This window comes from Martelella sp. HB161492, from assembly GCF_013184775.1.
Lineage (GTDB): Bacteria > Pseudomonadota > Alphaproteobacteria > Rhizobiales > Rhizobiaceae > Martelella.
The window spans coordinates 226,611-249,181 of sequence record NZ_JAATVV010000005.1 but is presented as its reverse complement, the minus strand read 5'-3'; the positions used below and the strand labels follow the sequence as shown (position 1 = coordinate 249,181).

Genomic DNA, 22,571 nt, shown 5'->3' with positions numbered 1-22,571 from the left:
CGCGCGCTTCTGTTGTCCGGTCAGATTACACTTAAGTAATCACCCTGATACATGCGTTTTTCGGGGCCTCTGCCGGTTTTCAGAAAAAACGAATACTAATTCTGACTTGTTCGTCGTTTGTTATTGGCGCGCCAAAAACATGAGCCAAAGCAATAAGCTAGCTTTAGTCCCATAACTACCTGGGTCATGTTTTCTGCCGTCAAAACTCTTTTGCGCCTGGCATTCTCGCCTTGGCGGGGCGCATCGGCATGCCTGTGAGCAGGCTTCTCGGCCAGAACAAGGATAGCAAAATGCCCATTTTCCCATGTGAAACCCGCATTGACATGCAGCCCGACCTGACAGCGCTTGAACGCGGTGAGCCCCTCCACATTCCCCGGCCAAAATTGCTTCATCCAACCCGCCACAATAACGCGCCGCCCGCCGCCGCAACGGCCAGCGGGAGCAGCGGCACCAACACGAGCAGCGTTGTAACGGTCAACCAGGGACTGAACCGGGCCGTTGACGGCGCGCAAACGGAGACGCCGGAGCTCACAGCCCGCTACATCAAACGTTTCCTCAGATTTCACAATGCCCGGCATGAACTCTACGAAAGGGAGCTGCAGCGCTTCAAGGACCCGCTTCACGACTCAATCTGGGAGACGCTGGTCCGGCTGCGCCAGGCACTTCCGGAGAACAATCAGGCGATTCAACGCCTCGAGAAGTCGTTCGATGAAATGGACAAGCGAATCCGGAAGCACCACAAGCTGCACCAGGAAACCGTTCGCACGCTTGCCCAGACCGATGACAGCTTCGCACAGGGAGAACCGGGTTGTGGCGCCAGAGCGAAAGAGTTTCTGACGGACACATTGGGACCTCTTTACTGTTCCTTAGGCGCATGGGTCGCACTCGGCGCCGCCATACTCGGCAATGCCGCTCTCGGCGCCGTCATTCAGGCCACCCATGCAACCCTTGATCCTTCAGATTGCAGCACAGACTCTCCCTTCCCGGTGACTGATTCCAGCCTCGAGCCCATGCTGGCGACACCATCCGCGACAGGCGGGGAGCACTGCCCGAACGTAAGCAGCGAATTTCTGCTCGCCCCGACATCAGACCTTCAGGCCCTTCTCGCCGATGCCGGCATTAACGGTTTCCACGGGGCCACGACCTTCGTCATCGATGTGCCGCGTGAACGCGAGCTGGAGATGGACAAAATCAAGCGGGATATCGTCGGCCCTGATCTTTCCAGGACCGAACGCTTCGTTTCGGTGATAAAACAATCACTTCCGACCTATGGTTTCCTGGCCACTGTGCAGTCTTTCATCGCATTTATAATTGCCAAAGCGATCAGCCCGGAGGACAGCAATCTGAGACACCTTGCCTCCAGCCTTTGTGTCAGCTGGGGATCAGCGTTCATCAATGCCTCACTCGACGGCGTGCGCGAGGCCGCTATGGCGCATACGAGCGAGCCAGCACGCCAAACGGCGCGCGCAGTCAGCCGCACCCTTTTGAGCAAGACCGTTCCTTTGGCGATCAAGGATCTTTACGCCAACATGGACGCTCGCAAGATCGCTCTTGATGTCGTCTTTCTCGGGGTTGGGGGCGCACTCCGGGAGGAACTCGTCAACCTGAGCGTTGGCAAGCTGCAGCGACATCTGGTGCCCTCCTGGACCGGCGAGCAAGAGGCGTTGCTGGAGTTTGCCGCAGCCCTGAAGGCGTTCCTCACAGAAGCGACCGGTCCCGAGCTCGAAAAAGGGCTGGACGAGGGGCTTGGTGATCATATCACCCGCGCGGAGCTGCAACACAGAATCAACGGGATGCAAACCGAACTCAAGACCCTCCTGAAGGAGCTCACACATATCTATCATCTTCACGACACGTCAGAGAGCCTGATTGAAGGGGCCCAGCTGCTTTCGGAAAAACGGGAATATCTGAAAGCTACGCGCCCCGAGTCGCCGACGCTGTCGTCACTGATCAGCTCGCTTTCGGCAAAGACAGGAAACCTATTTTGCTGTCTGCCCGGGCAAGACCGGCGGTCGATCCACAGTGAAGATCTTGAAGACCGTATCATTCACCCGGATGATATCGAAATGGGCCCTGTCCCATCCACACTCAGGCAAAGGACAAACCGCCCGGGCGCGCCGGTTCATTGGAGTGTTGTCGATGAACGCAGCACCGCTCAGACACAGAGCGTTTTCACCATTCCCCGGCCCTCGATTGCAGGAGGCGCTCCGGTGACGGCAAACAGGCCCCGGGCACCTTTTGCGAACTAGGCGCCGTGCGTCCTTTTGGACGCACCAGGATGCTCTATTTTATTGAATCTACGCATCGTTCCTTTCGAAAATCGATTCCGATTTTCGAGCCTCTGCGCTAGACGCGGCAGATGCCATTGACAACAATTAGATGATAAACTAATTCATTAATCATGGATTTGTTGGCAACTCGAATTTCCGCGCTCGCGAACGAGAAGCGGCTCTGGATCCTTCGATGGCTGAAAGAGCCGGATGCTTTTTTCGATAGCGGCGGCACCACCTCTCGCCATGGCGTCTGCGGGCTGACCATCGCCGAGAGGCTTGGCGTTACCCCGGCCACGGCGTCTGTTCACCTGAAGATATTGACGCAGGCCGGGCTGCTCCATTCAGACAGGATCGGGAAATATACCTATTTCAGCCGTAATGACGCGGCGCTCGCCGCACTCGCGGATGAGATCAGGCACTTTTAATTGCACCCAAGCGGCGCGCTGACTGTCGCCGCACAGCCGACCTCAGGAGACTGCCGATGAAAACCGACGCGCCGCACCGTCAACCCGGCGGAAATCCATGGATTGTCGTCATTCTTGGCTTTGCTACGCTGGCTTTTTCCTTTTCCGTGCGAGGCTCGCTCTCGCTTGCCATGCCCCTGTGGCAGGCAGACTTTGGCTGGTCGCGCAGCACGATCTCCGCCATCGCAGCCATGGCTATGATCGTCATGGCGCTTGTCGCGCCCTTTGCCGGTGGGCTTGCCGACCGCTATGGCGCGCGCGGCCTGCTTGCCGCCGGACTGGCTGCAATCGGCATTGGCATGGCATTGGTCACCATGGCCGTTCCGGGCGTTTCCGCCTATCTGCTGCCGCTGGGCTTTGCCGGTGTTGCGGCCATCGGTTTCGGCAGCATCGCTCAGCATGTTGTTTCCGCCGCAGTGGCGCAGCGGTTCGACAGGAACCGGGGCCTCGCAACGGGGATTGCCACCTCCGGCTCCACGGCAGGACAGCTGGCGCTGATGCCGCTTCTCGCGGCCCTGATGGCGGGTGGCGACTGGCAGCGCCCCTTCATGATGCTGGCCATCGGCTGTTTCATCCTTGTCCCGGTGACCCTGGCACTGCTCAGACGCCCACCAAAGCGGGATCATCCGCAGCAGGACGCCGTTGAAACGGCAACGGCTGACCATGCGCTCGGACGGCGGATCGGCGGTCTGTTTCTCAATCCGGTGTTTCACGCCCTGCTGTGGAGTTTCGCCATTTGCGGCTTCACCTCCACCGGCGTTATCGAGACCCACCTTATGCCCTATGCGTCGGCCTGTGGTTTCGGCCCCGTCCCGAGTGCCACCGCCTACGGCCTGCTCTCCGGCATCAATCTGCTTGGCATGATCACGGCGGGCTATCTCTCCGACCGGATGCATCGGCCGCTATTGCTCGCGATCATCTATCTCATGCGGGCCCTGAGCTTTGTGCTGCTGATCTACATCTCGAACAATTATGCTTTGCTGCTGGTCTTCTCGGTCATGTTCGGCTTCTTCGACTATTCCACCGTACCGGTGCTCGCCTCCTATGTCGCAAGCCGGCTTGGTGTCGGCATGCTGGGCCTAGTCATGGGACTTCTGTCTGCCGGACATGCCCTTGGCGCGGCGGCGGGTGCCTGGGCGGGCGGATTGTTCTTCGACAGCTACGGCTCCTATACCGCCGTATGGCTGATGGCGATCGCCTTTGCGCTGCTCGCCGCCGCCATGGTGGCAGGACTGAAAGACCGCGGCGAAGGCGGACCGTCCCGATCCGGTATCGACGAACGCGTTCCGGTGGCAGGCTGACAGGGTGCGGCAGGGTCAAGCGCTCATAGGACGGGGCCCATGTGACGATTTCGGAAAGGACACGAATGCAATGCGCCCCGCACCAGCATCGTGCAGGGCGCACTGCGACCGCTGACCCAGCTGGCAAGAAATGTCGTAACGCACCGACGGAGGCAGCCGGCAGACATTGATGCCATTTTCTCGACCAGCGGCGCCTGACGCCGTCTGGATGAAATCCCGCCGGAGGAGATGGCCGACATGGAGATTTCTTGCCGCGACGGCTGTTTCAAGCAAAGAACCAGAAGGCAGAACCCGTTTCTGTCAAATTGCCCAGGGTTTCCTCATCAGCCTCTGCATATTTGACCGGAGAACGTTGATGACGCCGGAATCCCGGCGCAGTCCATCCATATAGGCCGTCACACTGTCCCTCACTTTGGCATAGCCAAGCATCTGCTCAGCATGCGTCGCGCTGACAGTGCGAAGCTGTTTCAGTTCGGCTTCCCACCGGCCCTGCATGAGGGTCTCGAGCATCCGATAACATTGCTCGTTTTGCAGCAAGTTTCGTTCGAGTTCCATTCTATTGCCGGTGAACCACCCCAGCCTGTTCGTTGCCGCCTCCCGCAGTTGAGGTGATATGGTCTTGTGCGTCGTGTCGCACCTGGAAAAGTTGTGTTTCTCCAGCAGGCAGGGCAGATCAAATTCGCGCTTGAGCTCGGCGGCAAGACGCAGAGACTGGGCAGCCTGTTCTTCAGTCTCTTCCCGTAGCGAGGAAGCAACACAATCCTTGATCAAGTCGAGGCAGGCAACCGACAGGCTATGCGCGCAAAGCGCCCGGAATCCCGCATCCGTAACCTCCCGCTCCAGCTTGTGGGTGGTTGCCTTGCATATGAGCGTGTCGACGAGTTCCAGATTCTTCCATGACTTGCTGTTGACAGGATCGGCCGCCTGGCACGTATCTGCAATCAGGCTCGCCAGTTCCTGATCCGATGGAAATTTCTGGAAGACCTGCAGCAATTGCTTTATCTGGGCGTCACGCAGACCAATATCGCTGGCGTTGACGTTCAGCCCGATCAGCAAGTTACGCATCGCCGCCTTGCCCTGACTTGCTTCCATGGCCCGCGCAGCCCCCTCAAAGGAGGCCTTCATGTCGCCCGGTGCCAGCGCATTGAGCAGAGACGAGAATGCAACGCCCTTATTCGGCTGCCGGCATGAAAAGCGCCTGATATCCTCGGCATCAAGAGGCGCACCGTCTCTCCGCCTCAGGACAACAACATTGTCCGGCTCTTCGCTTACGGAAAGATCCTCCAGACTGCTTGTCTCCTCATATGCTTCTGACGAAGAAGAGGACGTGCACGGCCTCTGATCATCACCGCCACGCGGCGTCTCGGACTGCGCCTTGTCCGGCAACGGTGCCCGTGCCGTGTCGTCGCTCCGCGTCTTGATGAGCCCGCTCAATGACAGCTGAGACATTTGCGCCGTCGTCTGTGCAATGCGGCGCTGGTTCCATCTTGACTGATGGGTCTGGTGCGCCCTGATTTCATCGTCGAGCGCCGCAGCGATAGCTTTCACGCTGCGCTTCGCCGGCTCCGCGCCTATGGCCGGGTGTTGACTGGCTGGTTCGCCGAAGCTTCTGGAGCAGGAAGGTTCTATCATCACAACACCTTTCAATCGAAATCTGTGCTGGCAGAAGAGGCGATTGCCACGTAATACGAAATTCAATTTCTGTGATAATTTTCATCAGGTTACCATAATTCAAATGCGACATATCATGGCTGCGTAACCGCAGCATTCCGGCCGTACGCCGGTGGACGACAGGCTCTCTGTGAATTCAGGCAGCACACGCTTCAGGTCCGGAATACGTCGTTCTTTGCAGCGTTCAGCTGATGCAGGAACCCTTGAGAGCCGTTCGTCCTTTTGGACGCAGCAGGACGCTCAATCTTATTGAATCGACGCATCGTTCTTTTCGAAAATCGGCTCCGACTTTCGAGCCGGTGCGCTAGCGTGGCACCCCGGTCTACCATCATGCCCTGCAACAAATGGCAGATTCCGGAAATGATGCATTGCAAAGCCATCATAAATTTGTCAGACATATGTCATTAGACATTTATTCCGGGTCTTCGACTATGTTCGGAGCATTCGGTCAACCGACCTCGGGACAAAACCGAGGCGGAAAAAACGGGCATCAGCCGGCAGCGCCTGTGCTGACAAGCCCATCGGGAACAGTGTCGTTGTCAATCAGGAGAGAATCGCGATGAATTTTGTCGCCAAGGCCATAATGGCGGGGTTCATGTCCCTGTCGATGGTGCTGCCAGCCGCCGCCGAAAGCCAGATGACTGCCCCCGGGGATAGCAAGACCGGGACCTATGCAGATTACATGAAAACCGTCTATGCCCGCGCCGGCCAGCCGGAGCTGACGCAGATTCCACTCACCACCTTCGATAAGGACTACACGCTGACGCCGATGGCGGCTGAGAGCTGGGAGGTCAGCGACGACGGCCTGACCTGGACCTTTCATCTGCAGCCGGATCTGGTCTGGAGCGATGGTGAACCACTGACGGCCGGCGATTACATATTCGCGCTCAAGCGCGCCGCGACCGAGGGCTATGATTTTGCCTGGTACTGGGATTTTGCCGGTGGCATTGCAAACTGGAAGGCTGTGACCGAAGGCGAAAAGGATGTCGATACACTCGGCATCAAGGCCGTTGATGACCACACGATTTCCGTCACCACGGCAACGCCGAAACCCTATCTGCCAAGCGTTGTCAGTCTCTGGTATCCGGTGCCTGAACATCAGTGGGACAAATATGGTGACGACTGGGCCGTCAATGTCGATACGCTGCTGGCCTCGGGTCCATTCAAGATCACCAGCTGGGAAAAATCCAACAACTCGATGATGATGGAGAAGAACCCGGACTATCACGGCCCGTGGCAGGCCAAGCTGGACAAGCTTTACATCGACAGCGATCTCGGTGCGCCCGAAGTCGGCATGCCCGCCTACCTCGCGGGTGAAACCGACTGGACCTCGCTCAATGCCGGCCAGATTCCCTTTGCCGAAAAGCGTTTCCCCGACCAGATCCGCAAGAACGCGGTCTTCGCAGTCTCCTATATTTCCTTCGATCTTGATTCCGCCCCCTTCAACAATGTCGATGTCCGCAAGGCGCTCTGGTATGCGATCAACCGCGATGAGATGACCCAGACCGTGCTGAAAAACCTTGCAATTCCGGGACGTTCGCTGCTGGCTCCGGGCTATCCCGGTTACAGCCAGAAAATCGCCGATCTGGCGGTCTTTGACCCGGACAAGGCGCGCGATTATCTGGCCCGCGCCGGCTATCCTGGCGGCAAGGGTTTTCCGGAAATCGAAATCTGGTACCGTGAACAGGGCGGCTATAATGGCGCCATTACCCCGCCCATGCTGCAATATCTGCAGGCCCAGTTCAAAAAGGAACTCGGCATCACCATGAAGATCCGCGTCATGCCGATCAATGACTGGATGGATGCCCTGCTGAACAAGAAGAACAACCTGTTCCTGGCGCCATATGAATATGACTATCTCGACCCGTCCAACTTCTTCGGCCTGTTCTACACGGGCGGCCGTCATGGCTATGAGATTCCCCGCTTCGACACGCTGATCAAGCAGGCCGATGCCGGGACATCCTGGGACGAGCGTGTCAAGCTCTACGAACAGGCCGAAGAGGTGCTGATCGACGAAGCGGCCTTCATTCCGCTGGTCCATCCGATCACCGTCGCGCTGGTATCCGACAAGCTATCCGGCGAAGGCGTTGAACCCAACAAGCAGGGCTTCACGCCGCTCAACCGTCTGGCTCACTATTTCTACACCCATATTGAAAAGCAGTGAGCCGCCAGACCGCTGTTCCCGGCGACTTCGCCGGGAACAGGCCTCGATTGCCTCCACCAGGACATGCCATTGCAATGACCAAGCTAGCAGAGATCCGCGATCTCCATGTCAGTTTCCGCCAGCATGAGGGGAACGTGCAGGCCGTGCGCGGTGTCTCCTTTCATATTGATGAGGGCGAAAGCCTCGGCATTGTCGGCGAGAGCGGCTCGGGAAAATCCGTCACCTGCATGGCGCTGATGCGGCTACTGCGCGAGCCGCCGGCGCAGACGGAGGCCGCGGCTCTCACGCTTGATGGTGTCGATCTGCTGAAGGCGTCAAAACGCCAGCTTGCCGATCTGCGCGGCAGAGTTGCCGCCCTTGTCTTTCAGGATCCGATGAGCTCGTTCGATCCGGTCTTCACCATCGGGCATCAGCTTTCCGAAACCATCCGCACCCACCGCAAATGCAGCAAGGCAGACGCCCGGAGCGAGGCCGAAGCATCGCTCGAGCGGGTTGAGATCCGCAACGCCGCCACTGTTTACGACAGCTACCCGCACCAACTTTCCGGTGGCATGCTGCAGCGCGCCATGATTGCCATGGCGCTTTCCTGCCAGCCACGGCTCCTGATCGCCGACGAGCCGACCACCGCCCTTGATGTCACCATCCAGGCGCAGATCCTTCAGCTGATCAAGGATCTCCAGGCCGAATTCGGCATGGGGCTGATCATGATTACCCATGATCTCGGCGTCATTGCCGAGACGGTGGACCGGGTCGTCGTGCTTTACGGCGGCAAGGTCATGGAGGAAGCGCCGGTGATAACCCTGTTTGACGATGCACGCCACCCTTACACCCAGGCGCTCTTACGCAGTGTTCCCGGCCAGACAGCCGGGCGGCAGCGGCTGATCGCCATTGAAGGCGCGTCACCAAATCCCGCCAGTCCGCCAGCCGGATGCCCGTTCTCGCCACGTTGCGACAAGGCGGAGGCGCGCTGCGCGGCCGAAATGCCCGCGCTGGAAACCATTGATACCGGTCGCAAGGCCGCTTGCTGGAGGCTCAGCTAATGCCCCCTGCCCTTGAACTGCGCGCCCTGACGAAGGATTACGACACGCTGCGCGCCGTCGATGCAGTCGATCTTGTCGTGCCGGAAAACAGCATTGTCGGCCTGGTCGGAGAAAGCGGCTCCGGCAAGAGCACAACCGGCTTGATGGCGATGCGGCTGACCGAGATTACCGCCGGCCAGGTTCTGCTTAGCGGCATGGACATTACCGCACTCAGCCCCGTTGCCATGCGACCACATCGCCGCGCCATGCAGATCATCTTCCAGGACAGCTATTCGGCGCTCGACCCGATGATGACGCTGGCCGACATCATCGCCGAGCCCCTGCGCATCCACAGGATCGGCACGCGCCGCACGCAGCGCCAGGAAGCCCTCTCCTGGTTCGAGCGCGTCGGCCTTTCGCGCGATTATGCCAATCGCTATCCGCATGAACTGTCCGGTGGCCAGCGCCAGCGCGTCGCCGTCGCCCGCGCGCTAATCCTGAAGCCGAAAGTTCTGGTTGCCGACGAGCCGACTTCGGCGCTCGATGTTTCGGTCAAGGCGCAGATCGTCAACCTGCTGCAGGATCTACAGGCTGACATGGGGCTCTCCATCCTGTTCATCAGCCATGATCTGAGCGTGGTACGCTCGCTCACCGACCAGCTAGTGGTGATGTATCATGGCCGGGTGGTGGAAAAGGCGCCGACAGAAATGATCTTTCAGAATGCCCGCCATCCCTATACGCGCGCCTTGCTGAACGCTGTTCCAGTGATGGATCCGCGTGCCCGCAGGCGACGCCATTTCGCAACGGCCGAGGAGATCGCTGCCGCTATTCCGGCTTTCTCAGCTGCCGAGCTCGTCACGCCGCTGGTTCCCACGAACACGGGAACGCGGCTTGCTGAAATCGCCCCGGGTCACTTTGTCGAAGCCCGCATCGAACGCTGAGGAGAACGCCATGCTGACTTATATCCTCCGCCGCCTCATCTCCATCGCCCTGACCTTCTTTGTCGTCTCGCTTCTGATCTTCCTGATGATGCATTCCATTCCCGGCGGCCCCTTCGATGCGCAGGACATGCCACTGTCACAGGCAGTACGCGACAAGCTGATGGCCGAACTGGGCCTCGATAAACCGCTCTATGTGCAGTATCTCAACTATATGAAGGGCGTCATGCATTTCGATTTCGGCGTGCCCTATCAAAGCCCGGGCGAAACCGTGATCGCGCTTCTGGCGCGCGCCTGGCCGCCAAGCCTGATCCTTGGCGGGCTCGGCGTCCTGATCGGCGCACCGCTCGGTATTCTGCTCGGCATGGCGGCGGCATTGAAACGCAACAGCCCGATCGACTACATCGCCTCGGCGGTTGCAACGCTCGGCCTCACCGTACCGGTCTTCGTTATCTCCATGCTGCTGATCCTCGTCTTCGCCGTCTGGCTCAACTGGCTGCCGGCCTCGGGCTGGGGCGAACCGAAGAAATGGATCCTGCCGATTGCAGCCTATGCTGCCATTCCGATGGCGACCTATTCCCGCTACACTCGCTCGGCCATGCTCGATACGCTGAACAAGCCCTTCGTCACCGTGCTGCGCGCCAAGGGGCTTTCGGAACGGCGGATCATTTTCCAGCACGTGCTGCGCAATTCTGCCATTCCGATGGTAACCGTCTTCCTGCCGATGTTCATCGGCACGGCGACCGGTTCGATCTTTGTCGAAGCGATGTTCCGCGTGCCGGGCCTCGGCACCTATTTCGTGTCAAGCATCGAGACCCGTGACTATCCGCTGGAAATGGCCCTGATGCTGATGATCACCATGCTGTTCTGCCTTTCCTTCCTGCTGTCGGATATCGTCTATGCGCTGATCAATCCGCGCATTCGCGTCGGAGGCCGCAAATGAGCGATATTCGGGTCGTGTCCGGTTCAAACGCCAACCGCCAACTGAGCCCACTCTCTCTTGCCTGGCGCCGTCTCGCCGCCAATCGGGGTGCGCTTTTCTCTGGCATCATCCTGCTGGTCATCATCATCGCGGCCATCTTCGCGCCGGTGATTACGGGCCAGGGCTATAATGACCAGGACTTCCTGATGGAGGCCCTATCCTTTCCGTCGTTCCAACATTGGTTCGGTGTCGATGATCTCGGTCGTGATCTGTTCACCCGCGTTGTCTACGGTGCCAGGGTTTCCCTCAGCATCGGCTTCCTGTCGGCGACCGGTGCGGTGGCGATCGGCCTGCCGCTCGGGGCATTGGCCGGCTATTATGGCGGTCGCACCGACTGGGTCATCATGCGTGTGATCGAACTGTTTTCGGTGGTTCCGCCCTTACTGGCGGCGCTGCTTCTGGGCACCATCACCCGCGGCGGCTTTACCACCATTGTTTTCATTGCCGCCCTGTTCGGCTGGGTTCAGGTCTGCCTCCTTGTCCGGGCCCAGGTGAAGGCCCTGCGCGAAAAGGAGTTCGTTACGGCAGCGCACGCACTCGGCGCCTCGTCGTGGTATATCCTCTGGCGCCATCTGATCCCGAATGCCATATCCTCGGTCATCGTTGGATTCGTGCTGGCGATTCCGCTTGCCATGATGCTGGAGGCCAGCCTCAGCTTTCTCGGCATCGGCATTCCGCCGCCGGTTCCAAGCTGGGGGCAGATGATCAATGTCGGTATGGATTTCATGTTTTTCTACTGGTTCATGGCGGTTTTCCCCACCGCCGCCCTCGCACTTGCCATTCTCGCGACCACCTTGTTCGGCGATGGCCTACGCGATGCACTCGATCCCACTTTGAAAGGTCGCTGAGTTGTCCGAAAATCTCGCTCGTCAGTTTCTCCTCGATGAAACCGTCGTCTTCCTCAATCACGGCTCCTATGGCGCCTGCCCGCGGCCGGTCTTTGAAGCCTGGCAGAGCTGGCAGCGTCTGCTCGAGAGCCAGCCGGTCGCCTTTCTCGATCCCAAGCGCGGCTATGTCGAGCGGATGCGCAATTCGCGTGAGGCGCTGGCCGGTGAACTGGGCACGTCGGCCGACAATGTCGTCGGCGTCGTCAATGCAACGGCCGGTCTGAATATTGTTGCCCAGTCGCTGAAGCTTGCACCTGGCGATGAGATCCTGACAACGGATCATGAATATGCCGCTCTCGAGAAGACCTGGGCCTATGTCTGCCGCCGCACCGGCGCGGTGGTGAAATCCGTCACGGTTCCGCTGCCGCTGACCCGTGAAGTCGATTTCACCGCTGCCGTCCTTGACGGCATGAGCGAACGGACCCGCGTGCTGTTCTTAAGCCATATCACCTCGCCAACGGCTCTGGTCTTCCCGATCGAAAGCATCATTGCCGAAGCAAAGCGGCGCGGTATATGGACCGTCATCGACGGGGCCCACACGCCGGGCCATATCCCGCTGGACCTAGAAGCGCTCGACGTCGATTTTTACGCCGGCAACTGCCACAAATGGATGATGGCGCCTAAGGGATCTGCCTTCCTCTATGTCCGTCCAGATTTGCAAACGATGATCGATCCGCTGGTGATCAGCCATGGCTGGACCGCGGACAACAAGAAGCCTGGTGCGGTCGGCCCGTTCGGCAACACGCCCTTCATCGACAGTCTCGAAATGCAGGGCACGCGTGATCCTTCCGCCTGGATGACCGTTGTCGAGGCGATCCGCTTCCGCCATGCCAATGACTGGAACGAGGTCGCGCGCCGCTGCCGTGATCTGGCCCAGGCAACGGCGGCTGAGATGGCTGCCGTCACTGGCCTTCGTCCCCTCAGCGCGCCGCAGTTCTGCGCACCGCAAATGGTGGCAATGCCGATCCCGCCCTGCGATCCGGAATGGGTGCACGACACGCTGATTAGCGATTACAATATCGAGATCCCGGTCTTCCGCTGGAAGGATCATCATATCGCCCGACTTTCGGTTCAGGGCTACAATAATCAGAAGCAGACCGAAGCGCTCGTACATGCGCTCAAGGTCCTCCTGAAGCTCTGAAACAGGGATGTCAAGGCGCTTGTATGTTTGTCCGACAACTGACATATAGGGCGCCTGATTGACAAGAGCATTGGACGACCACGTGACCAGTGAGGAAAGCGCAGCGCGCTACATCGAACCTATCGGCAGGAAAACCCGCGGCGCGCAGGTGCTCGACGCACTTGCCGACATGGTCGAGAAGGCAGGGCTGAAAGTGGGTGACCGGCTGCCGCCGGAAACGACGCTTGCTGAACGTTGCGGCGTTGGTCGCTCCACCGTGCGCGAAGCGCTGAACCGTTGGGAAGGTCTCGGCATTATCCGGCGCAAGCAGGGTGACGGCACCTACCTGACCGCCAGCGTGCGCTCCTATCATGATTTCGTGCCGACCAGTGTCAGGCTCGAGGGCGAAGCATTGCTGCGGCTGATGCAGGTGCGTCGCGCGCTCGAACAATCCGTCGTTCGCATGGCTGCAGAAAATGCATCCACCGCACAAAGCAGGGATATCGCGCAGAAATGCGATGTCCTGCTTGATCTCGTCGCCTCCGGCCAGCCGTGGAGCCGGGCCGATGCCGACTTCCATGCCGCCGTCTATGATGCTTCAGCCAATCCGATGTTCGGACGTATTCTTCAGCGCCTTGACGAGGTGCTGGAGCGCTCCAAGGAATCGCCTTTCGGCCAGAAGGAATTCGGTCTCGCCTCCTTCCCCATGCACCGCGATCTCTCGGACGCGATCACCGCCCGCGACCCGGATGCCGCTGTTCTGGCCATAGACCAGATCATCGACAGTGTCGAAGATGAAATCCGCCGGATGGCGGATCTCTGAGGTCATCATCCTTCATCGCCCTTTTGCCGTACCGGCAGGATCAGTCCCGCCCTTCTTCAACGGCGTGGCAGGCCACGCGGCTTTCACCCGCCGCGATGATGGCCGGAGCCTCGCTTTTGCAGCGATCATTGGCCAGCGGACAGCGCGGATGGAACGGGCAGCCGCTCGGTGGATTGAGCGGCGACGGCAATTCCCCGGAAAGCTTGATGCGCTGACCGCGCCGGTCAGGATCGGCAATCGGCGTCGCTGACAGAAGCGCCCGCGTATAGGGGTGGCGCGGATTGGAAAACAGCGTCGCAGAGGGTGCCATTTCAACCGCATTGCCGAGATACATGACCAGAACATCGTCGGCGATATATTGCACCACCGCCAGATTGTGCGAAATGAACATCAAGGTCAGATCCAGCTGGCTCTTCAGCCGTTTCAGAAGATTGAGGATCTGAGCCTGAACCGAGACATCAAGTGCCGAGGTCGGCTCGTCGCAAACGACGAATTCCGGTTCGAGGATAAGGGCGCGGGCGATCCCGATTCGCTGACGCTGACCACCTGAAAATTCATGCGGATAGCGGTCCGCTGCCTGTGGCGGCAAGCCCACCAGTTGCAGGATATCGAGTACCGCCTTGCGGCGGCTCTGCCGGTCCCCGATACCGTGGATCACCAGACCCTCGGCAATGGAATTGCCGATCGGCTGACGCGGATCGAGCGATGAATAGGGATCCTGAAAGATGATCTGGATCCGCTTGCTGACATCGACATCTGACTGGCCGCCGGCGCTGGCGATCTGGCGCCCGTCGAAACGGATCTCGCCCTCACTCGGCGGAAACAGACCAACGACGATGCGCGCCAGTGTCGACTTGCCACAGCCACTCTCGCCCACCACGCCGAGGGTGCGGCCCTTTTCGATCGCCAGGCTGACACTGTTGACCGCCTTCACTTCCCCCTTGACGCCTTGCAGCAGACCGCCGCGGATGGTGAAGTTCATTGTGACATTGTTGACTTCGAGCAATGTTGTCATGCCTGCTCCACCTTACTTCCGGCCATGTCCGTCTCGCCCTCAACGAGCCAGCAGCGACAGCTGCGCCCCCCGCCGGTCCCGACAATCGGCGGCCGCTCTGTCTCGCAGCGTGGTTCATTTTCCTGCTGTCTGGCCGCGCAGCGCGGTGAGAACAGGCAGCCCGGCGGCAATTGCGTCAGTTGCGGCACCCGCCCGGAGATCACTTCCAGTTCCTCGGTTTCCTCGCCAATCACCGGAACGGAGCGCAGGAGCGCCTGGGTATAGGGGTGCTCCGGCGCCCTGAACAGGCTGCGGACATCGGCATATTCCACCACCTGGCCGGCATACATGACCGCAACATTGTCCGCCATTTCAGCCACGACCCCGAGATCATGAGTGATGAGGATGATTGCGGTCCCGAAATCGCGCTGCAGGTCACGCATCAGATCGAGGATCTGTGCCTGGATCGTCACGTCCAGCGCCGTGGTTGGTTCATCGGCGATCAGCACCTCCGGCCGGCAGGCAAGCGCCATGGCTATCATCACCCGCTGGGCCATGCCGCCGGACATTTCATGCGGATAGGCCTTCATCCGACGCGCCGCATCGGGAATGCCGACATCGGCGAGCATCTTCTCGGCCGCCACCGCTGCTTCGCGCTTGCCCATATTCTGGTGCAGCATGAAGACCTCGGCAATCTGGGCACCAACGGTGTGCACCGGGTTGAGCGAGGATGACGGATCCTGAAAGATCATCGAAATGCGGTTGCCGCGAATACGGCTCAACGCGTCCGGCGACTTCTCAGTCAGATCATCGCCATCAAGCAGGATCTCGCCGCCGACGACCTTTCCGGGATAGGCGACCAGCCCCATGATACTCATGGCCGTCACCGACTTGCCGCAGCCGCTTTCGCCGACAACGCAGAGGGTCTCCCCGGCCTGGAGCCGGATCGAGACCCGGTCCACCGCCGTCGCCGTACCGGCGCGCGTTTCGAAAACCGTGCTCAGATTGCGAATATCTAGGATGGGTCCTGTCATGTCCGCCTCACGTGTTCAGGCGCGGGTCAAGCGCATCACGCAGACCATCGCCCAGTAGGTTGAAGCCCAGCACGGTGATCATGATCGCCAGCCCCGGGAAGAAGACCAGATGCGGTGCGGAGAAGATCTGGTTGCGCTCCGTTCCGAGCATGGTTCCCCATTCAGCCATGGGCGGCTGCGCGCCGAGGCCAAGGAAGGAGAGACCGGCAGCATCGAGAATGGCCGTTGCAATGCCGAGCGTTGCCAGAACCACAATCGGCGTCAGCGCATTGGGAAGGACGCGGCGGAAGAGGATCCGCCACTTGCTGCCGCCAAGCACACGGGTCGCCGCAACGAAATCAAGCGTTTTCACCGACAGGACGCTTGCGCGTGTCACCCGCGCATAGGCTGGCACCGAGACAATCGATATCGCAAGCAGCGCGTTGACGATCCCCGGCCCCAGCACCGCGACAATGGCGATGGCCAGCAACAGCGATGGGAAGCCCAGGATCACATCCATGATCCGCATCACGATATTGTCGATCCAGCCACCGAAATAGCCGGATATGGCACCCAGAAAGACGCCGACAATCAGCGCCGCACTCACCGTCGTGAGACCGATCATCAGGCTGATGCGTGAGCCATAGACGAGACGCGAGAAGTAATCGCGGGTATTGCCGTCAATCCCCATCAAATGCTGGGGATGTTCCGCCGGACAGCCAAGAAGATGGATACAGGGCGGCTCGCGACGCTTGACCTTTTCAATGCCGATCAGAACCTCGTTCGGATCATAGGGTGCGATTACCGGCGCGAAAATGGCGACGAGCAGAAGAATGCCGATAATGGCGAGGCCGATCTGGCCGGAACGCTTTCGCAGCAGACGTAGCCAGGTCTGCTTCCACAGGGGAACCGGATCGCCGATCAGACCCTCTTCGCTGATATTGTCCGCCACGGCGGCGGAAACCTTGTTCAGACGTGTCATGACGGGTCCTATTGCGGCCTGAGGCGCGGATCGAGATATGAGTAGGAGAGATCGACGATCAGGTTGATCACCACATAGGCAATCGCAATCAGCACGGTGAAAGCCTGAACCACCGGATAATCCCGCGCGAAAATGGCGTCGACCAGCATGCGTCCGACGCCGGCCAGTCCGAAGACGGTTTCCGTCAGAACCGCCCCGCCGAGCAGCGCGCCCATCTGCAGTCCAAGAATGGTGACGACCGGCAGCAGCGCATTGCCAAGTGCATGGCGGCGGACCACCTTGCGCTCCAGCACGCCCTTGGCCCGGGCGGTACGGATGTAATCGCGGCCCAGCACATCGAGCAATGACGAGCGGGTGATCCGGGCGATCACCGCCATGGGGATGGTCGAAAGCGCGATCACCGGCAGGATCATATGCCGGATCGCATCCCAGAACACCGGCCAGTTGCCCGTCACCAGCGCATTGAGAATGTAGAGATTGGAGAGGAATTCGAGGAATTTTGCCCAGGTGGAGCCGGCCACGAACTGCAGATGCCAGACCTCGTAGAACGGCACGGAGCTGACACCGGCCGACAGCCGGCCCGATGGCGGCAGCCAGAAGGGCGTACCGCGCAGAAGCACCCCGAAAACATAGGCCAGCATCAGACCAAGCCAGAAAACCGGCATCGATATGCCGACATTGGCCAGCATCATCGTACCGACATCCGCTGCCGAATTATGACGCCTTGCGGCCAGAATGCCGAGACCGATCCCGACAATGGTGGCAACAAACAATGCCATCAGGGACAGTTCGATCGTCATCGGCAGACGCTCGATCATGATCTGGGTCACGGGACGGGAAAAGCGAATGGATTCGCCGAAATTGCCGTGGGCTATGTCGTTGACATAGACGAGAAACTGCGTGGTGATCGGCTTGTCCAGGCCATATTGCACGGTGAAAACGGCACAGGTTTCGTCGGACACCTTGTCGCCAAGCATGGCGCGGCATGGATCACCCGGAATAAGGCGGGCGAGCGCAAAGGTGACGACGAGAATACCGAATATCACCGGGACAGAGACCAGCACGCGTTTGGCTGCATATCCAAGCATGGGAACTCTCAAATCTCATGGAAGAAGGGCGGACGCTTCGCGCGCCCGCCCGCAAGGTGATCCGCCTTACTTGGCGTTCATCAAGCTGCCCCAGAGATAGGTATAATAATCGAAGGCACCGGTATTGCCGACATGGGCCGGATTGGAGGCATCGATACCGGCGGCCCAAGAAGCAACGACGTCATTGGCGTCGAAATCCGAACCATCCGTGAATTTCACGCCTTCGCGCAGATGGCAGGTGTAAACCGTCGAGTCGTCATTGGCATCGCAGGCGGTTGCCAGAGCCGGAACGATCTCGCCGCTGTCCTTGGCGTAATCGAACAGGGCTTCGGTGATCGGCGTGCAGGCGGAAAGCGATTCACCATCGGTTTCATCACCGCAGTAAAGGCTGATCGGCTCGGCATTCTGCATGAAGACCAGCGTGTCCTTGCCCGGATCCTCATCCTGCAGACGCGGCGCACCAAAGGGACGGACGATGGCGTTCTTGACATTGGCGCGGGCAGCATAGGCCGAGGCACCATGAACGATCGGCACCATCGGAACGAATTCCTTCAGCGCATTGTTGGCTTCGGCATAGAGCGGCTCGGCCTTGGCCACATCGGCAATGGTGGAGGCCTTGATCAGCGGCTCATAGACTTCCGGGATGGCATCGCCGAAGGATTTGGTGCCCTTGGTGAAGTGATAATCGAGGAAGTTGGTCACATGCGGGTAGTCCGCACCCCAGCCCAGGAGGAAGAAGCCGTCGAGCGCGCCAGCGCTGGCCTGGCTGATGAACTCACCCGACTCCATCGGCACGACTTCGGCATCAATGCCGAGATTCTGCTTCAGCTGAGTCTGGAATTCGACCGCAATCACGCTCGGCTCCGGCAGATAGGAGCGGAACACATCGCGATAATAGATCTTGGTCTTGAAGCCATCCGGATAGCCGGCCTCGGCAAGAAGCTTCTTGGCAGCATCGGGATCGAAAGAATACCAGTCATCGCCGGCGCAGCCATTCGGCAGCGAGCAGGGCGTGAAGTGCGACGCGACCTCGGATCCGGCGGGATAGAAATTGTCAACGATACGCTGACGGTCAATGCCCATGGCAATGGCCTGACGCACCTTGACATTGTCGAATGGCTTGAAGGTGTTGACCATGCCGAGATAGAGCACGTTCGGGGCGGGCTGCGGCAGGAACTGCAGATCAGGATCGGCCTTGACGCCATCGAAATCGTCGGGGCTGATATTGGTGATCTCGTCGACCGTGCCGGCGCGCAGCTCGTTCAGACGGCCGGCGCCCGAATCGTTCCAGCGCATCACCAGCGTCTTGTAGGCGGGTTCGTCACCCCAGTAGTTATCGTTGCGGGTCATGACGATGGAATCGCCGCGGTTCCAGCTTTCCAGCTTGAACGGACCGGTACCGATCGGATCGTCCAGCAATGCGCCCTTCGGGCCAGCCTCGGCAATATGCTCAGACGGCTGGATGCCGAAGACTACGAAAGCAGCCTTGGCCTCAAAGGCCGGGTCAGGAGAGCACATAGTGAAGGTCACGGTATGCTCATCCGTTGCGACGATCGACTTGATCTTCCCACCATAGTCGCAATTGGGCGCCTCAACGCTCATGCCATCAAAACTATAGGCGGACCCGGCGGCAAGGCACAGCATCGCGGCGCCAGCCAGACCGAAAAGATAGCGGTTTTTCATTGGAAGACTCCAGTTTATTTTCCGTGACAGTGACGCCACGTTGTTATTCCCCTGTGGAACGGCATTTATCGCCATTTTCTATCCCTGAAAGACAGGACAGCTATTTGTGCAATGCATTATATGCTTGTTACTTCGTGACTTTTCAGGAAATATTCGGGCCTTACCCCTCGCAGCCGTGCAAGGCTTGACATTGGCGATAGCGGGAATAATGGTAGGATGTCAGACAAATTGTCAAGGCTGGATTTGGGATTACGTGTCACACATCTTTCCTGCGATGGACCGCCGCTTTTCTGCCGGTGAGACATCCCGTCCGGCACTTCCCTTCAGAGGACATCCATGCCCAAGAATGCCATCGAAACCGTGCTGGCCCAGGTCGACGAAAATCTCACCTCCAGCCTGGACACGCTCTTTGATCTGCTGCGGATCAAATCCATTTCCACCGATCCCGAATATGCTGGCGAATGCCGCAAGGCCGCCGGCTTTCTTTCCAGCTATCTTGAGACGCTCGGCTTTTCCGCCAAGGTGTGCGACACCGAGGGTCACCCCGTCGTTCTCGCCCATCATGCCGCCGACCGCCCGGACCGGCCGCATGTCCTGTTTTACGGTCACTATGATGTGCAGCCCGTCGATCCGCTGAACCTGTGGGACAGCGACCCGTTCGAGCCGCAATTGCGGCTCAGCCCCAAAGGCGACAAGGTGATCGCCGCACGCGGTGCCAATGACGACAAGGGTCAGCTGATGACCTTTGTTGAGGCCATCCGCGCCTACAAGGACGTCAAAGGCGCGATACCGCTCAACCTCACCATCCTGTTCGAGGGCGAGGAAGAGGCTGGCTCCAAATCCCTGCCAGCCTTTCTGAAAGACAATGTCGAAGCGCTGAAGGGCGATTTTGCCATGGTCTGTGATACCGGCATGTGGGACCGCGATACACCGTCCATCTGTGCTGGACTGCGCGGCATGGTCAGCGAGGAGATCTTTGTCCACGCGGCCAACCGGGATCTGCATTCCGGTGGCTTTGGCGGGCTGGCGGCCAACCCGATACACATCGTCTCCGAGATCGTTGCCGGCCTGCATGATGAGACCGGCGCGGTGACCCTTGCGGGCTTCTATGATGGCGTTGCAGAGACGCCGGCAGAGCTGAAGGCCAAATGGGCAAGCCTGGAAAGCAAGCAGGAAGACATGATGCACGAGGTCGGCCTGTCCATTCCAGTCGGGGAAAAGGGCCGCTCGATGCTCGAACTGAACTGGGCGCGGCCGACGGCAGAGGTCAACGGCATTACCGGCGGCTACCAGGGACAGGGTTTCAAGACGGTGATTGCCGCCACAGCGTCAGCCAAGATCTCGTTCCGCCTGGTCGGCAAGCAGGATCCCGAGAAGATCCGCGACAGCTTCCGCAGCTATGTGAAGGCGCATATTCCAGCCGACTGCCGCGTTGACTTCATCGGCCATGGTGCGGCAGCAGCCGTGCAACTGCCCTATGAATCGCCCCTGCTGAGTGCCGCCAAGGCCGCACTTTCCGAGGAATGGCAAAAGCCCGCCATTGTCACCGGCGGCGGCGGCTCGATCCCGATTGTCGGCGATTTCCAGACCACGCTCGGCATGAATTCATTGCTCGTCGGCTTCGGTCTTTCCGATGACAACGGCCATTCCCCCAATGAAAAATACAATCTGGCGTCCTTCCACAAGGGCATCCGGTCCTGGATCCGCATCATTGATGCCGTCAAGGACCTCGCAAACGCGGGCGCCTGATCCCGATCTGTCTCTCTCGCCTGCAAGGCCGGCAGAGCCGGCCGCCGTTCTGCGGACCGGACACGCAGCCTCCTCCACAACCATCCTGCGACACCCACTTCCCCGCGTGGCGTGTGCGCGGGATGCTTTGCGTGGATGCATTCCTTGAATTTGATGCAGACCAAATCGATCTATGTATATCTTAAATATTATACAATAATAAATCATAGTAATATTATTATTAAAATCTATTGTTCCATATTGTCTGCAATCTTTATTTATTTATCTCAAGGAAGCGAACAATATAAACTTCCGAATAGCAACAGACACCTAAAGTAAATTGCGCTTTAAGAAGGTGTCCAGAGTATTGGTGATGTTTTGAAGATCATCTCACGGTGCGAAAGCGGATACCGCTGAGCGAGAGACCTTCATCGCACATACCCGCTACTCGCGTTGTGCCAACAACCCGGCCTTGAGAAAAGGCCTTCCCTAAACCCGCAACTGCCGCAAACGGCAGGCGAAACAAACTGGAAGGATTCAATCATGCTTATCGGCGCTGGCATCGGCCTCCTCGGCAGCTTATTCAAGAAGCACCACCACCATCATCATCATCACCAGCAGCCCCCGCAGGTTGTCAACAACAACAACTACTATTTCGGTTCGCAGGGTGGCGGTGGTTGCCGTGGCTACAACCCGCTGTCACAATTCGGCAATCAACTCTCCGGCATCGGCAGAGAGCTCACAGGCCTCGGCAACCAGATCTCGGGCTTCGGCAGCATGGGCGGCATGGGCGGAGGCGGCTCGATGTTCGGCTCCATCGGCAACATCATCAGCCAGTTCATGGGCGGCATCTTCGGCGGCATGCTCCAGGGACCGATGAGTTCGATGATGGGCGGACTGCGCTTCTGACATCCAAATGGGAAAGCCTCAAGCGGCTTTCCCTTCGTCCTCCCCGGACCGAACAAGAAGAGTGCCTGCAAACCGCGCTTCTATAGCGACCAAGCAGACACTCTCCTGGCGGCTCGATAGATCAGCTTGCAACTTAAAGGAGAAATACAATGGATGTAGGTTCCTACGGCTCAAGTGTTACCGCAACTGCCCTTTCAAACCAGATGTTGGATCAGCAGAATGCGAGTAATACATGGCAATCCCAAATCCAAAATATGCAGATCCAACAGGCTCAGCATGAGCAGAAAATGCTTAATGCTGCTCACGAGCATCACCGTGAGACGATGAACAACCAGCAAAAAATCGCGCGCGAGGCGCAGAGCGACGCAATGAAGATAACCAAAGATTCCCTTCAGACGTTTAGCCAGGAAGCAGCGCCGTAATCCCTTGCAAATATACTTCTTATTTTCAAACGCCGGACGCTCATCGTCCGGCGTTTTTTTTGCGTTCTAGAGGCCATTCTTTTCAATATATAATTCTATCAGAAAATACT

The 22,571-nt window shown here is 58.9% G+C and carries 19 protein-coding genes; 13 read left to right on the top strand and 6 right to left on the bottom strand.

The window, feature by feature from the left end; genetic code table 11:
- Nucleotides 1-290 precede the first annotated feature (290 nt).
- The 3 genes from HCK86_RS10470 (at nt 291) to HCK86_RS10460 (ending at nt 4,038) form a co-directional block, all read left to right on the top strand.
- Complete coding sequence (locus HCK86_RS10470) at nt 291-2,249, top strand: hypothetical protein (RefSeq protein ID WP_176084401.1); 1,959 nt, start codon at nt 291-293, stop codon at nt 2,247-2,249.
- Between the two features lie 152 nt (nt 2,250-2,401).
- Complete coding sequence (locus HCK86_RS10465) at nt 2,402-2,698, top strand: helix-turn-helix domain-containing protein (protein ID WP_176084400.1); 297 nt, start codon at nt 2,402-2,404, stop codon at nt 2,696-2,698.
- 56 nt (nt 2,699-2,754) lie between these two features.
- Nucleotides 2,755-4,038, top strand: a complete 1,284-nt coding sequence (locus HCK86_RS10460; RefSeq protein ID WP_176084399.1) for an MFS transporter — start codon at nt 2,755-2,757, stop codon at nt 4,036-4,038.
- Nucleotides 4,039-4,338: 300 nt separating this feature from the next.
- On the opposite strand, the gene HCK86_RS10455 is transcribed toward HCK86_RS10460, so the two are convergent.
- Nucleotides 4,339-5,736, bottom strand: coding sequence for a hypothetical protein (locus HCK86_RS10455; protein ID WP_176084398.1), 1,398 nt, complete (start codon nt 5,734-5,736; stop codon nt 4,339-4,341).
- Between the two features lie 532 nt (nt 5,737-6,268).
- Between HCK86_RS10455 and HCK86_RS10450 the strand changes: the two genes are divergently transcribed.
- The 7 genes from HCK86_RS10450 to HCK86_RS10420 all read left to right on the top strand — a co-directional run bounded on the left by HCK86_RS10450 (nt 6,269) and on the right by HCK86_RS10420 (nt 13,642).
- Entirely contained in the window at nt 6,269-7,873 is a 1,605-nt protein-coding gene (locus HCK86_RS10450; protein WP_176084397.1) for a peptide ABC transporter substrate-binding protein, read from the top strand.
- 74 nt (nt 7,874-7,947) lie between these two features.
- Nucleotides 7,948-8,913, top strand: coding sequence for an ABC transporter ATP-binding protein (locus HCK86_RS10445; RefSeq protein ID WP_210259874.1), 966 nt, complete (start codon nt 7,948-7,950; stop codon nt 8,911-8,913).
- Nucleotides 8,913-9,833, top strand: coding sequence for an ABC transporter ATP-binding protein (locus HCK86_RS10440; protein WP_176084396.1), 921 nt, complete (start codon nt 8,913-8,915; stop codon nt 9,831-9,833). The genes HCK86_RS10445 and HCK86_RS10440 overlap by 1 nt, the downstream gene beginning before the upstream one ends.
- Nucleotides 9,834-9,843: 10 nt before the next feature.
- The gene (locus tag HCK86_RS10435) at nt 9,844-10,773 is read left to right on the top strand and encodes an ABC transporter permease (protein ID WP_176084395.1); all 930 of its coding nucleotides are present in this window, start codon (nt 9,844-9,846) and stop codon (nt 10,771-10,773) included.
- Nucleotides 10,770-11,660: an ABC transporter permease gene (locus HCK86_RS10430; protein WP_176084394.1), complete on the top strand. Its 891-nt coding sequence runs from the start codon at nt 10,770-10,772 to the stop codon at nt 11,658-11,660. The genes HCK86_RS10435 and HCK86_RS10430 overlap by 4 nt, the downstream gene beginning before the upstream one ends.
- A gap of 1 nt (nt 11,661) precedes the next feature.
- Nucleotides 11,662-12,840 carry an aminotransferase class V-fold PLP-dependent enzyme gene (locus HCK86_RS10425; RefSeq protein WP_176084393.1) on the top strand — a complete coding sequence of 393 codons (1,179 nt, stop codon included), beginning with the start codon at nt 11,662-11,664 and terminating at the stop codon, nt 12,838-12,840.
- A gap of 58 nt (nt 12,841-12,898) precedes the next feature.
- The gene (locus tag HCK86_RS10420) at nt 12,899-13,642 is read left to right on the top strand and encodes a FadR/GntR family transcriptional regulator (RefSeq protein ID WP_176084392.1); all 744 of its coding nucleotides are present in this window, start codon (nt 12,899-12,901) and stop codon (nt 13,640-13,642) included.
- Nucleotides 13,643-13,682: 40 nt separating this feature from the next.
- Here the strand turns inward: HCK86_RS10420 and HCK86_RS10415 are convergent, their stop codons facing one another.
- The 5 genes from HCK86_RS10415 to HCK86_RS10395 all read right to left on the bottom strand — a co-directional run bounded on the left by HCK86_RS10415 (nt 13,683) and on the right by HCK86_RS10395 (nt 19,402).
- Nucleotides 13,683-14,657 carry a dipeptide ABC transporter ATP-binding protein gene (locus tag HCK86_RS10415; RefSeq protein ID WP_176084391.1) on the bottom strand — a complete coding sequence of 325 codons (975 nt, stop codon included), beginning with the start codon at nt 14,655-14,657 and terminating at the stop codon, nt 13,683-13,685.
- Entirely contained in the window at nt 14,654-15,670 is a 1,017-nt protein-coding gene (locus tag HCK86_RS10410; RefSeq protein WP_176084390.1) for an ABC transporter ATP-binding protein, read from the bottom strand. Before HCK86_RS10410 ends, HCK86_RS10415 begins: the two co-directional genes overlap by 4 nt.
- 7 nt (nt 15,671-15,677) lie before the next feature.
- Complete coding sequence (locus HCK86_RS10405; RefSeq protein WP_176084389.1) at nt 15,678-16,631, bottom strand: ABC transporter permease; 954 nt, start codon at nt 16,629-16,631, stop codon at nt 15,678-15,680.
- Nucleotides 16,632-16,639: 8 nt separating this feature from the next.
- Nucleotides 16,640-17,719 (bottom strand): ABC transporter permease, encoded by a 1,080-nt coding sequence (locus HCK86_RS10400; RefSeq protein ID WP_176084388.1) that lies wholly within the window; start codon nt 17,717-17,719, stop codon nt 16,640-16,642.
- Nucleotides 17,720-17,785: 66 nt separating this feature from the next.
- Nucleotides 17,786-19,402 (bottom strand): ABC transporter substrate-binding protein, encoded by a 1,617-nt coding sequence (locus HCK86_RS10395; protein ID WP_176084387.1) that lies wholly within the window; start codon nt 19,400-19,402, stop codon nt 17,786-17,788.
- A 336-nt stretch (nt 19,403-19,738) separates the two neighbouring features.
- Here HCK86_RS10395 and HCK86_RS10390 point away from each other — a divergent pair, with 336 nt between their 5' ends.
- The 3 genes from HCK86_RS10390 to HCK86_RS10380 all read left to right on the top strand — a co-directional run bounded on the left by HCK86_RS10390 (nt 19,739) and on the right by HCK86_RS10380 (nt 22,461).
- Nucleotides 19,739-21,151, top strand: a complete 1,413-nt coding sequence (locus HCK86_RS10390; RefSeq protein ID WP_176084386.1) for a dipeptidase — start codon at nt 19,739-19,741, stop codon at nt 21,149-21,151.
- Between the two features lie 522 nt (nt 21,152-21,673).
- On the top strand, nt 21,674-22,039 hold the full coding sequence (locus HCK86_RS10385) for a hypothetical protein (RefSeq protein WP_176084385.1): 366 nt from the start codon (nt 21,674-21,676) through the stop codon (nt 22,037-22,039).
- 149 nt (nt 22,040-22,188) lie between these two features.
- Nucleotides 22,189-22,461 (top strand): hypothetical protein, encoded by a 273-nt coding sequence (locus HCK86_RS10380; RefSeq protein WP_176084384.1) that lies wholly within the window; start codon nt 22,189-22,191, stop codon nt 22,459-22,461.
- Nucleotides 22,462-22,571 lie beyond the last annotated feature (110 nt).